Origin of the sequence: Pseudomonas sp. MF4836 (assembly GCF_002018875.1) — a bacterium.
In the GTDB taxonomy this organism is placed as follows: domain Bacteria; phylum Pseudomonadota; class Gammaproteobacteria; order Pseudomonadales; family Pseudomonadaceae; genus Aquipseudomonas.
Genome location: NZ_MVOL01000003.1, coordinates 726,274 through 737,519, shown reverse-complemented (window position 1 = coordinate 737,519; position 11,246 = coordinate 726,274). Strand labels below are relative to the sequence as shown.

11 protein-coding genes and 1 pseudogene are annotated in these 11,246 nt (G+C 62.5%); 2 read left to right on the top strand and 10 right to left on the bottom strand.

All coding sequences use genetic code 11. The features are described from left to right. Positions 1 to 375, bottom strand: a pseudogene (locus MF4836_RS10140) (hypothetical protein); the annotation flags it as partial. Positions 376 to 998: 623 nt separating this feature from the next. Between MF4836_RS10140 and MF4836_RS10135 the strand changes: the two are divergent. Beyond that, positions 999 to 1,343: a DUF6124 family protein gene (locus tag MF4836_RS10135; protein WP_078470216.1), complete on the top strand. Its 345-nt coding sequence runs from the start codon at positions 999 to 1,001 to the stop codon at positions 1,341 to 1,343. 71 nt (positions 1,344 to 1,414) lie between these two features. Here MF4836_RS10135 and MF4836_RS10130 read toward each other — a convergent pair whose 3' ends face one another. Continuing rightward, a complete protein-coding gene (locus MF4836_RS10130; RefSeq protein WP_020299022.1) occupies positions 1,415 to 1,720 on the bottom strand; it encodes a ribbon-helix-helix domain-containing protein in 306 nt (101 codons plus the stop codon). Between the two features lie 15 nt (positions 1,721 to 1,735). Further along, positions 1,736 to 2,317 (bottom strand): DJ-1/PfpI family protein, encoded by a 582-nt coding sequence (locus tag MF4836_RS10125; protein ID WP_078470215.1) that lies wholly within the window; start codon positions 2,315 to 2,317, stop codon positions 1,736 to 1,738. 229 nt (positions 2,318 to 2,546) lie between these two features. Between MF4836_RS10125 and MF4836_RS10120 the strand changes: the two genes are divergently transcribed. Continuing rightward, a complete protein-coding gene (locus MF4836_RS10120; RefSeq protein ID WP_078470214.1) occupies positions 2,547 to 3,446 on the top strand; it encodes a DMT family transporter in 900 nt (299 codons plus the stop codon). A 63-nt stretch (positions 3,447 to 3,509) separates the two neighbouring features. Here the strand turns inward: MF4836_RS10120 and MF4836_RS10115 are convergent, their stop codons facing one another. The 7 genes from MF4836_RS10115 to MF4836_RS10085 form a co-directional block, all read right to left on the bottom strand. Continuing rightward, positions 3,510 to 4,724 carry a class I SAM-dependent methyltransferase gene (locus tag MF4836_RS10115; protein WP_078470213.1) on the bottom strand — a complete coding sequence of 405 codons (1,215 nt, stop codon included), beginning with the start codon at positions 4,722 to 4,724 and terminating at the stop codon, positions 3,510 to 3,512. Between the two features lie 235 nt (positions 4,725 to 4,959). Beyond that, a complete protein-coding gene (locus MF4836_RS10110) occupies positions 4,960 to 6,402 on the bottom strand; it encodes an NAD(P)-binding domain-containing protein (protein ID WP_078470212.1) in 1,443 nt (480 codons plus the stop codon). Continuing rightward, complete coding sequence (locus MF4836_RS10105) at positions 6,399 to 7,106, bottom strand: ABC transporter ATP-binding protein (protein ID WP_078470211.1); 708 nt, start codon at positions 7,104 to 7,106, stop codon at positions 6,399 to 6,401. The genes MF4836_RS10110 and MF4836_RS10105 overlap by 4 nt, the downstream gene beginning before the upstream one ends. Next, positions 7,103 to 7,855, bottom strand: coding sequence for an ABC transporter ATP-binding protein (locus MF4836_RS10100; RefSeq protein ID WP_078470210.1), 753 nt, complete (start codon positions 7,853 to 7,855; stop codon positions 7,103 to 7,105). The genes MF4836_RS10105 and MF4836_RS10100 overlap by 4 nt, the downstream gene beginning before the upstream one ends. Further along, positions 7,855 to 8,859: a branched-chain amino acid ABC transporter permease gene (locus tag MF4836_RS10095; RefSeq protein WP_078470209.1), complete on the bottom strand. Its 1,005-nt coding sequence runs from the start codon at positions 8,857 to 8,859 to the stop codon at positions 7,855 to 7,857. Before MF4836_RS10095 ends, MF4836_RS10100 begins: the two co-directional genes overlap by 1 nt. Beyond that, positions 8,852 to 9,811, bottom strand: a complete 960-nt coding sequence (locus tag MF4836_RS10090; RefSeq protein ID WP_078470208.1) for a branched-chain amino acid ABC transporter permease — start codon at positions 9,809 to 9,811, stop codon at positions 8,852 to 8,854. Before MF4836_RS10090 ends, MF4836_RS10095 begins: the two co-directional genes overlap by 8 nt. A gap of 57 nt (positions 9,812 to 9,868) precedes the next feature. Next, complete coding sequence (locus tag MF4836_RS10085; RefSeq protein ID WP_078470207.1) at positions 9,869 to 10,996, bottom strand: ABC transporter substrate-binding protein; 1,128 nt, start codon at positions 10,994 to 10,996, stop codon at positions 9,869 to 9,871. Positions 10,997 to 11,246: the final 250 nt, after the last annotated feature.

The window sequence follows — 11,246 nt, the reverse complement described above, 5'->3', positions numbered from 1 at the left end:
GTAGATGGAATAGAAGGTCACACCCACCCCTTCGCCGATCTCGGTTTGGTGCTTGATGAGCATGACGCCATTGCTGGTCCAGCCGGTGTAGTACAGCAGTGGGTGGGCGGCCTGGACCTCGGCGCTGTCGCTGTTGAGCGGCATCGGGTCGCTGTGACGGGCAAACACGACCTCACCATCGGCGATGGCGCGGACGGGTTCGGGATCGCTCGGTGCGCCTGGGGCTACCAGGTGCACGCCACCATGCCAGCCGAACTGGTGGCTGACAGGAAAGGCCCCTTTGCCGCTTTTCTCGCCCAGATTGAAGGTGCCATCGTCGATCGTATCTTTCTCTTGAAGATCGGCGTTGCGCAGGAAGGGGAAGCTGACAAGCATCTAGAGCACTCCTGGGGCCGGGCCGCTACTCGGACAGTGGCAGGCTGGTGGGATCGAGAGGGAGAACCGACATCGGCTGACCATCAGTAACTCCCTGTCACTGAGTCCTTGGGTTTTAGAGATCTGAGCCTATGCAGGTGTGCAGGACCTTCCATGGCTGAGGGAATCTAGGGCTGAGGTCGAGGGCGGGGATATAAGGAAAATCTGAAACTCTCCTGGGCCGGAGACGGAGTGCGTTGACAGTGAGGAGAAGCTCCCTCGCCATAGGTGCCAGGGCCATATACCGCTGAGCCGTGAAGAGGTTTCGCTTTGTTTTGTAGGGCGTTTCCTAGAGAATCCAAAACGCCTTTGAGCACCTTGTACAGCTCATACCGATCCGGCAGTCTCCGTGCGTCGCTGCAAAAACAGCGGCCCGGATGTGGAAGTTCGGGATTGAGTAAGCATGAGTGCTCTTGAGCAAGCGTCGATGCATTTTCATCGACGGCGCTTTATGGCAGTTGTGCGCGGGACACCTTCGGGTGTGCCGGGTTACTCAGTCCCGGTCTTCCACACCCACGCACAGCTGCCACCCCTCATGTGGAAGTGAGCTTGGCAGTCGGACAACTACTGAGTGAGTCACACACATGAAAAAGCTCGTCCCCGATCCACCCCACCAGCAACGCCGTGACCCAGACTTGGATCGCGCCAACGCCCACCTGCTTCAATCCCTGAAAAACACCCGGCCTCGCCCCTTTGGCCTGCGCGATGCCCAAGGTCATGCGCTGTTCGCCGTGCAACCCGGGGTCAATGCCGAAGACGCGCTGATGCACGTCGCGCTGCTGCTGAAATGCGCCGAAGAGGTGTCCGATGAAATCACCGAGCGCGCCAGCGGCATCGAGCGCGGGCTGATCTGGTCCATGGTGCACTCGGTGGAAATGGCCCGAGCGGTGGTGGAAGCATTGCTCGATGGTGCCCGTACCCGCGATTGACGCCGCCTTGTAGCCGCTGCCGCAGGCTGCGCTGGCCGGGGCTGACGTCACCGTCAGCTCAAGGCCAAGGGCTACAGGGCGTTGCGCCGAACCACGCTGAGTTCCGGCGTGGCGCTGCGGCGCTGGCTGAGGTAGCGGGTGCAGCTGACGCGCAGGAAGGAGGCGAAGTTCACCACTTCACCGCGGTAGTCCATGACCTCTTCATACAGCTTGGCGATCAGTTGGTTGGTGGTCATGCCGTCTTCCCCGGCGATTTCGCTGAGGATGTCCCAGAACTGGTTTTCCAGGCGCAACGTGGTGACCACGCCGCAGATGCGCAGCGAGCGTGAACGGGATTCGTAGAGAATCGGATCGGCTTTGACGTACAGCTCGCACATGCGCAGGGCCCTCCGTTACAGGGTGATTCGGGTGCCCAGCAGGCCGAGGAAGCCCGCCAGCCAGCTTGGGTGCGCCGGCCAGGCCGGGGCGGTGACCAGATTGCCCTGAACGTGGCCCTCGGTCACGGGAATATCGATGTACGTACCGCCCGCCAGTCGCACTTCCGGAGCGCAGGCCGGGTAGGCGCTGCATTCGCGGCCTTCAAGCACACCAGCTGCCGCCAGCAGTTGCGCGCCATGGCACACCGCGGCGATGGGCTTGCCCGCCTGGTCGAATTCCCTGACCAGTTGCAGGACTTTTTCATTCAGCCGCAGGTATTCCGGAGCCCGTCCGCCAGGAATCAGCAGCGCGTCGTAATCGGCAGCCTGCACCTTGGCAAAATCGAAGTTCAAGGCAAACAGGTGACCCGGCTTCTCGCTATAGGTCTGGTCGCCCTCGAAATCATGGATCGCGGTGCGTACGGTCTGGCCGGCGTTTTTGTCCGGACACACGGCATGCACGGTATGCCCCACCATCAGTAGCGCCTGAAACGGCACCATCACTTCGTAGTCTTCGACGTAATCGCCGACCAGAATCAGGATCTTTTTAGCGGCCATGGGATGACTCCTTTTACAGAAACACGTGGGCAGAAAGAGTATTCAAGGTAGTCCTAATCTGCCGGCCCAGGTAATACGCGGGTACTACACGAGCAGCGGCAAGCTTCAAGCTTGTAGCTTGCCGCTGCCCCACCAACTGTACCTCCAAGTCTGTGCCCAGCTGTAACAGCGCCGCTTGGCGGCTTTATGGCTAGATACGCCCTGCCCTCCCCTTGATCTGGTTGCCCTTATGTCCTCCCGCGAAAACACCGGCATGGCCCTCGGCTTGCTGGGTGTCATCATTTTCAGCCTGACCCTGCCCTTTACCCGCATCGTGGTGCTGGAGATCCACCCGCTGCTCAATGGCCTGGGGCGGGCGCTGGTCGCGGCGATTCCGGCGGCGTTGCTGTTGCTGTGGCAGCGGGAGAAGTGGCCGACCTGGCGTCAGATCAAAGGCCTGAGTTTGGTGATCCTCGGGGTGATTCTGGGTTTTCCGGTGTTGTCGGCCTGGGCCATGCAGACTCTGCCCGCGTCCCACGGCGCACTGGTCAATGGCTTGCAACCGTTGTGCGTGGCGCTGTATGCGGCGTGGCTGTCCCATGAGCGGCCGTCGAAAGCCTTCTGGGCCTGCGCCGCCCTGGGCAGCGCGCTGGTGCTGGGGTATGCGTTGATCAGCGGCGCCGGGAGCATTCAGGCCGGCGATGTGTTGATGCTGGGGGCGATTGCCGTCGGCGGCCTGGGTTATGCCGAGGGCGGCCGCCTGGCCAAGGAGATGGGTGGCTGGCAGGTGATCTGCTGGGCCCTGGTGCTGTCGACGCCCCTGCTGATTGGCCCGGTGTGGTACCTCGCGATGCAGCATCAAGGGGCGATTTCCAGCCGCACCTGGTGGGCCTTTGGCTATGTATCGCTGTTTTCGCAGTTCTTTGGTTTCTTCGCCTGGTACGCCGGGTTGGCCATGGGCGGCATTGCCCGGGTCAGTCAGATCCAGCTGTTGCAGATCTTTTTCACCATCGCCTTTTCCGCGCTGTTTTTTGGCGAGCACATCGAACCGATCACCTGGGTGTTCGCAGTGGGCGTGATTCTGACCGTGATGCTCGGGCGCAAGACCAGCGTGCGCCCGGCCCAACCCGCGCCAGCCCGGGCCCTGTAACCCCACACCATCCTGTAGCTGCTGCCGCCAGGTTGCGCTGGCCAACATAGACGCCGCGTTGGGTTACAGGTACCCATCCGCCTTGAGCAGGGTTTCCAGGCAGTGCTCGCTGATGTGGTAGAAGGCTTTGAGCTCTTCGATTTTCAGCAGCAACTGGGCCGGGTCTGCGGGTTCGGCGCGTTTGACGGCGAGGATCATTTTGTTTTTGTTGGTGTGTTCCAGGGAGATGAATTCGAAGACTTTGGTTTCATAACCACAGGCCTCGAGGAACAGCGCGCGCAGGCTGTCGGTGACCATTTCTGCCTGCTGGCCCAGGTGCAGGCCGTATTGCAGCATTGGCTTGAGCAGCGCCGGGCTCTGGATCTGCAGGCGGATCTGTTTGTGGCAGCACGGCGAGCACATGATGATCGCCGCGCCGGAGCGGATCCCGGTGTGGATCGCGTAGTCGGTGGCGATATCGCAGGCATGCAGGGCGATCATCACATCAAGCTCGCTGGGGGCCACACTGCGCACGTCGCCACACTTGAACACCAGCCCCGGATGCTCCAGGCGCGCGGCGGCGGTGTTGCACAGGGTGACCATGTCCTCACGTAGCTCGACCCCGGTGACTTCACCCTGGGCCTGCAAGGTGTTGCGCAGGTAATCGTGGATGGCAAAGGTCAGGTAGCCCTTGCCGGAACCGAAGTCCGCCACCCGCACCGGCTGCGCGAGATTGATCGGCGACGTGGCCAGGGCGTGGCTGAAGACTTCGATGAACTTGTTGATCTGCTTCCACTTGCGCGACATCGCCGGGATCAGCTCGTGCTGCTTGTTGGTCACCCCAAGATCAGCGAGAAACGGCCGGTTGAGGTCGAGAAAGCGATTCTTCTCGCGGTTGTGCTCGGCCGACGGCACTTCACGCTGCTGCTGGGGCTTGCCCTTGAACAGCGAACTCTTGCCCTTTTTGCTGTATTCCAGCTGCACTTCATCGGTCAGGGTCAGCAGGTGCGCGTTCTTGAACGAGGCCGGCAGCCACTCGCCAATCAACGCCGCGCCCTCCTCCAGGGAAAAGTTCTTGGTGATGTCCCGGGTCTTGTAGCGGTAGACGAAGGACAGGCACGGCTGCTCCTTGACCGTCAGTTGCTTGATGATGATGCGCTGCAAATCCGCTTCGTCGCCCACGTACTTGGCCAGCACCAGTTTGATAAAGGCGTTCTGCGCCAGGCTGGTGTCCAGCAAGGCCAGAAACTGGGCATGGTGATCCGGCGCCGGACGGGTGGAGGTTGCAGTGACAGACATGGGGGACGGTGCCTCGGGCGATACGCGCGGTGATTCAAAAGTGGCGGGTATTTTAGGGGGGATGGCCCGTCGGGGCACGGAGTTATTGACCCAGCGGTGTTTTTTCCGCGAGCCGGGGCGCGATCAGGGCAGGCAATCGAGCCGCGCCCCCGCTGGCTATCGGTTGCCGAACGCCCGGCGCAACGGGCGACAAGGAATCGCCCGGCGCCTGGCAACCTGAGGCATAAAGCGCCTGTTAAGCGCCTGATGCGGGATGAAAATAAGGGGTGGGTTCCAGCTCCCACTCATTGTCCCAATCCACCAGCCGTTGCTGATACGCACTGAAACCCTCATGAAAAAGCTGGGCCACAATGTGCAGGGCAAGGCGTTCGGCGGCGGCGGAAATCGCCGGGATATCCGAGGCAATCGAACCAAAGCTCAGGCTCGCGGCGTGGTTGAGCAGGTGCACCCGGTTCAGTTCGGAAGCACCGTCGGCCAGTCCGCGCTCTTGCAGTTCAAACCCCGCCCCCAGCCACGGAAACAGGCCCAGGTGCGGCCGTTCGGAACCGGCAGTCGGTTCAAAGCGATCACGCCACAGGGCCACGCGCCCGGCCACCTGGTCAAACAGCGGTTCACGGGCCAGGTCGACGCGAAAGCCGGTCCCGGCAATCAGGAAGTCCGCGTGATCGGTGCGCTCGGCCAAGGTCAGTTGCACCTGCCCGGCCACCTCGGACACGGCCTCGAACCGCGAGTCGAAATTAAGGGTAAAGCGCTCGCCCCCAGCCGCCAGGGTTCGCAGCACGGTCTCATGGGGCGGTGGCGGCGGCGTGTCGTCGAGGTAGGCCGAGACCGCCCACTTCTCCTGCGCGGCCAGCCCGTGCCAGCCCTCGATAAAGCCCGGATAAATATAGCCCCGGGCCTTGTTGATCTGCGGCAAATAACTGCGCCGGGCATACAGGGTGACCTGCGCCGCGCCGTGCTCCAGCGCTGTCGCGGCGTTGTCCCAGGCCGAGGAACCGGCACCGATCACCGCCACGCGACGCCCGGCCAGGGCGGCAAAGTCGATCGGGTCGCAGCTGTGGGCCGCGCGGGTTGGAAACAACCCCGGATCGATAAATCCAGGCAGGCTCGCGCCCCCCGTCCCCGAGCGCCCGGTGGCGATCACCAGGCGCCGGGCAATCAGGCTGCGCCCGTCCTCGTGCTGCAGGGTGACGGTCTGCGGCCCCACCGAAAAACGTCGGATCACCGCGTTGTGTTCGATCGGCAGGTCAAAGGCCTCGGCGATCCATTCGAGGTAGTCCTGCCACACCGCATTGGGAATCTTGTACAGCGCCTCCCAGGCCTCGGCGCTGTAGGTCGCTTCGTACCAGGCGCGGAAGGTCAGCGCGCGGATCCCGAAACTCAGCCCCGGCAGGTCTTTGGGCGAGCGCAGGGTCGGCATCCGCGCATAGGTGGTCCAGGGCCCGCTGCGGCCAGGCGGCTGGCTGTCGAACAGGCGGATGTTGTGCACGCCCTTGAGGATCAGGGCCACGGCGGCGGCAATGCCAAACATGCCCGCGCCGATAATCGCGACATCGGGCAGGTCGAGTCCGTCAGGGCCCTTGCCCGCGGCCGTCCAGGCCGCACTGGGCAATTTCAGGTAGGCCAGTTCTTCACGCAGGCGGCTCGTGGCCAGGGCGTTGGACGTTGTGTGCGTCATGGGTGGTAATGACCTCCGAGGTAAGCGTCGACAATGCGTGGATCGGCGGCAATCTGCGCGGCCGGTCCTTCAAGCGTGATATGGCCGCCGTCCAGTACCGCCGCATAGTCGGCGACCCGCAACGCGGCCTTGGCATTCTGTTCCACCAGCAACACGGTGAGGCCGGTGGAGCGGATGTGCTGGATCAACCGAAAAATCTCCCCCACCACTTTAGGTGCCAGCCCCAATGAGGGCTCGTCCATCAGCAGAATCCGCGGCCGGCGCATCAATGCCCGACCGATGCACAGCATCTGCTGCTCGCCGCCGGACAACGAGCCGGCCAGTTGGTGAAAGCGCTCGCCGATCACCGGAAACAGATCCAGCACCGATTCAGCCTCACGCATGCCATAAGGCCCACCGCCCACCAGCAGGTTTTCGCGCACGGTCATGTTGGAGAAAATCTGCCGCCCTTCCGGCGTCTGCAGAATCCCCTGCTGCACCCGTTTGTGGCTGGGCAGGCGGTTGATGTCCTGTCCATCGAACAGGATCTTGCCGGCGCTGGCCTGGTAGATCCCGGAAATCGCGCGCATCAGTGTGGTCTTGCCCGCCCCGTTGGCCCCCAGTACGGCAATGATGCTGCGCTCGGGCACGGCCAGGCTGATGCCGTGCAGAATGTCGTGGGTGCCCAGGTTGATCTTCAAGCCCTGGATGTCGAGGATGTTCATTCCCAATCAGTCCCCAGATAGGATTCCAGGACCGCCGCGTCGCAGCGGATGGCCGCCGGCGGTCCATCGGCGATCTTTCTGCCGGAGGCGAGCACCAGAATCCGCTGACAGATCGACATCACCAGGTTCATGTCGTGCTCCACCAGCATCACGCTGAGCCCGCTGCCGTGCAGGCGCTGGATACAGGCCGCAAGCTCGGCGGTTTCGGTGTCGTTGAGCCCGGCTGCCGGCTCATCCAGGATCAACAGCTCAGGCTGCATCGCCAGGGCCCGGGCAATTTCCAGGTACTTGCGCTGGCCGTAGGAGAGATTGGCCGCCAGCTGGTTCGCCAGGTGCTGCAACCCCACCGACTCCAACGCCTGCCAGCTCTGCTCCGAGATCCGTCGGCGACGCTCGCCGCGGCCGAAAATGGTTTCGACCAGGCCCTGGCCGATCATCCCTGTGGCGCCGACCGAGACATTGTCGAACACGGTCATGTTGGGGAAGATCCGCAGGTTCTGGAACGTGCGCGACAAACCGAGCCGAGCGACCACATGGGGTGGCTTGCCGGTCACATCGCGGCCAGCGAAATGCACCGTGCCGGCACTGACCGGGACGAACCCGGTGATCAGGTTGAACAGGGTGGTCTTGCCGGCCCCGTTGGGGCCGATCAGCCCCAGCAACTCGCCCTTGGCCACATGCCCCGAGACGTTATCGATAGCGGTAAGCCCGCCGAATCGGCGAGTCAGTCCGTTGAATTCAAGGAGCATTATTTCCAGCCCACCTTTTTGCCCGCATCGGTTTTCCAGGCGCCGCCCAACAGTCCGCGCGCCAGGCTGATCGCCGGCACTTCACCGCACAGGCCCTTGGGCAGGAACAGGATGGAGAGGAACATGACGCTGCCGACAATGATGTTGCGCAAGTCGCCAAAGCCGCGCAGCGCTTCCGGCAGCAGGACCAGCAGCAGCGCGCCGATGATTGCCCCCGGCAGGCTACCCAGGCCGCCCACCACCACCATGGCCAGGATCAGGATGGTTTCCGAGAATTTGAAATCGTTTGGCGAGATATAGCCCGTGGTGTAGGCCCAGAGCGCGCCGGCAATCCCGGCAAAGAACGCCGCCACCGTGAACACCTGGGTCTTGAGCCGCACCGCATCGATGCCCATGGCCGCCGCGCATTGATCGTCTTCGCGCAGGGCACGCAGCGCGTTGCCGTAATAGGAGTAACTGAGGCGGTAGATGGCCCACACCGACAGCGATACCGTCACCGCCACCACGTAGTAGATGCCGGTGTTGTCGGTGATCTCCCAGCCAAACAGGTCCATGGGGGCAAACAGCGTGACCCCATTCGGGCCGCCGGTGACCGGGACCCAGTTCATCAGGATGATGTTGATCATCTGCCCGATGGCCAGGGTCGCCACCGCAAAATAGATACTGACCAGGCGCATGGTGGGCAGCGCCACCAGCAGGGCGATCAACGCCGAGCCCAGGCCCGCCAGGGGCAGCGCCAACCAGAACGGCACGTGGCAGGCCACACCGGCCAGCGCCGCCAGGTAGGCGCCGACCCCGTAGAACGCTGCTTGCCCAAGGTGCAGCAGCCCGGTCACTCCCGACACCAGGTGGAGGGACGAGGCCAGCAGGATGAAGATCAACGCCAGGCTGGCGAGCTGGTAGTAATAGCCGCCACCGTGAGCGTGCAGAGCCAGGGGCACGGCAACGAATACCAGCAGCACCAGCGCGGCGATCACGGCGGCGGGAACAAAGCGCTCAGACACGTTCGCGCCCTCCGCCGAACAGGCCCCGGGGAAAGAAAATCAGGGTCAGGATCAGGAACAGGTACGGCACCATGTCCGCCCACGCCGAGGGCATGAAGGTGGTGGCCATGCTTTCAGAAACGCCGAGAATCAACGCACAGATCACCGCGCCGGGGATCGACACCAGGCCGCCCATGACCATCGCCACGAATGCCTTGATGCCCGGGGCAAAACCCATCGAAGGAAACACCGAACCGTAATAGAGCCCCACCAGCAATCCGGCCACCGCGCCCATCAACGAACCCAGGACAAAGGTCGAGACGATGGTGCGGTCGACATTGATCCCACTGTATTTGGCACCCAGGGGGTTATTGGACACCGCGCGGATCGACAGGCCGATCCGGGTCTTTTTCAGCAGCAGTTGCAAGCCGATCAACATGCTGGCCGATACCGCGAAGATCACCACATCGCCACTGACGATGGTGATGCTGCCCAGGACAATCGGCGTATTGAGCATGTAGTTGAAGGGGACGGGCTGCATCTGCGAGCCCATGACCAGCTCCAGCCCCTCGCGCACGATGATCGACAGCGCCAGGGACGACATCAGCGTCGACTCGCGCATGGCCCTGGACTTCAGCGAGGCCTCGTCGGAAAAACGCCGGAACGGCTTGAACGCCAGCCGCTCCAGGCCGAACCCGAGCGCCGCGCCTACCGCGGCCACCAACAGCACCACGCCGGCCAGGGGCGGGGCGTAGGCACCGATGACGAACAGCCCGGCCACGGCGCCAATGGTGTAGACCTCGGAATGAGCGAAGTTCACCGCGTTCAGCACACCAAAGATCAGGGTGAAGCCAATAGCGACCAGCGCGTAGGTCATGCCTTGCGACAGGCCGATCACCAGTTGCTGGAAATAGTAGGAATCGATCACGGGAAACGCCTCGAACAGGTACGGCTTTATCGCCGACGCAGACACCTGCGCCGGCTCCTGGGTGTTTCCACACAGTTGAATGCAAGGATTGCCGGCGACCGATCAGTGCGCCGAGGGCTCGAATTTGCCGTTCACGACTTCAACCTTGACCAGGGACTTGTGCGGCTCGCGGTCAGCATCAAAGGTGGTGGAACCGGTGACCCCGGGAAAGTCCTTGGTCTCTGCCAGCGCCTGGCGCACCTTGTCGCGCGTGGCGTCAGGGTAGGTCCGCGCCACAGCGGCGAGCATGATGTTGGTGGCGTCGTAGGCCTGGGCCGGGAATTGTCCGGGCTCCTCGCCGTTGCGCACGGCCTTCCACGCGGTCACGAAGTGGCGCACGTTTTCCGCATCCACGGTTGGCAGGAAGGTCGAGGTCAGGCGCAAGCCATCGGCGTCTTTACCCGCCAGCTTGATCAGTTGCTCGTTGTAGGCCGCCGAACTGGAGAACACCGGGGCCTTGACCCCCAGTTGGTGCAGTTGCTTGAGAAACTGCGCCGCGTCCTCGTAGAAAATGGCGCCGTAGATGGCGTCGGGGTGCACCCGGTCGACCTTGGTAATCAGCGAACGAAAATCGGGAATGCCACGGTTGAAGTACTCGGAAAAGACCACCTCGATCCCGTTTTCCTTGGCCTTTTTCTCAAACGCCTGCACTGCTGACTGACCCCAGTCGGTCTGCTCGCCAATCACCGCGACCTTCTTGAAACCCTGGGACGCGATCCAGTCAGCGTTGAACGGCCCCTCCTGGTCCTGGTTGGTGATGTTGCGAAATTGCCACTTGGAGATTTTCGTGTAGTCGGGATGGGAAGCGGTCTGGGACAGTTGCGACAGACCGGCACGCTTGTACACCTGCGCCGAGGCCATCGACACCGTCGAGGTGAAATCCCCCAGGACCCCGACAATGCTCGGGTCGTCAGCGAACTTGCGGGCAATCGACACGGCCTCCTTGGCATCGGACCGCGAGTCTTCGAACACGATTTCAACTGGCACCGGGATCCGACCCGACGCGTTGAACTCCTTGAGGGCGATTTCAGCGGCGGCCTTGAAGTCCTGCCCGTATTGGGCGGTGTTGCCGGTCAATGGCAATTGATAGCCGATGCGCACGCTCGGCTGCGCGGCATGGGCCATGCCCGCCCCGGCCAACGCCAGCGCCAGGAGCGCCAGGCTCGATACGGCTTTTTTACGAATATTCATTAATCCCCCAAACCCTTAAGTTAAAAAACCGTCACAGACCGCAAACAGCAAGCACACAGCCACCTGGCCGCCATTGAAGAAACACCAAGTTCCACGGCAGTTACCCGATACAAACACGTGATTAATCGACCTCGGCACACTCACTGCGAAGTTGCGCCGCCCTGGGCAACTTCAATAATAAGAAGACCGATCTGCAAGACACCCACTCCGAACTCGATGATTAATTCCCGGCTGCTCCCTGCCCTATCTT

Excerpts from the sequence above, each read along its gene's own strand:
- MF4836_RS10135 (WP_078470216.1), top strand. The coding sequence starts at position 999 with ATGAAAAAGCTCGTCCCCGATCCACCCCACCAGCAACGCCGTGACCCA.
- MF4836_RS10130 (WP_020299022.1), bottom strand. The coding sequence starts at position 1,720 with ATGTGCGAGCTGTACGTCAAAGCCGATCCGATTCTCTACGAATCCCGT.
- MF4836_RS10125 (WP_078470215.1), bottom strand. The coding sequence starts at position 2,317 with ATGGCCGCTAAAAAGATCCTGATTCTGGTCGGCGATTACGTCGAAGAC.
- MF4836_RS10120 (WP_078470214.1), top strand. The coding sequence starts at position 2,547 with ATGTCCTCCCGCGAAAACACCGGCATGGCCCTCGGCTTGCTGGGTGTC.
- MF4836_RS10115 (WP_078470213.1), bottom strand. The coding sequence starts at position 4,724 with ATGTCTGTCACTGCAACCTCCACCCGTCCGGCGCCGGATCACCATGCC.
- MF4836_RS10110 (WP_078470212.1), bottom strand. The coding sequence starts at position 6,402 with ATGACGCACACAACGTCCAACGCCCTGGCCACGAGCCGCCTGCGTGAA.
- MF4836_RS10105 (WP_078470211.1), bottom strand. The coding sequence starts at position 7,106 with ATGAACATCCTCGACATCCAGGGCTTGAAGATCAACCTGGGCACCCAC.
- MF4836_RS10100 (WP_078470210.1), bottom strand. The coding sequence starts at position 7,855 with ATGCTCCTTGAATTCAACGGACTGACTCGCCGATTCGGCGGGCTTACC.
- MF4836_RS10085 (WP_078470207.1), bottom strand. The coding sequence starts at position 10,996 with ATGAATATTCGTAAAAAAGCCGTATCGAGCCTGGCGCTCCTGGCGCTG.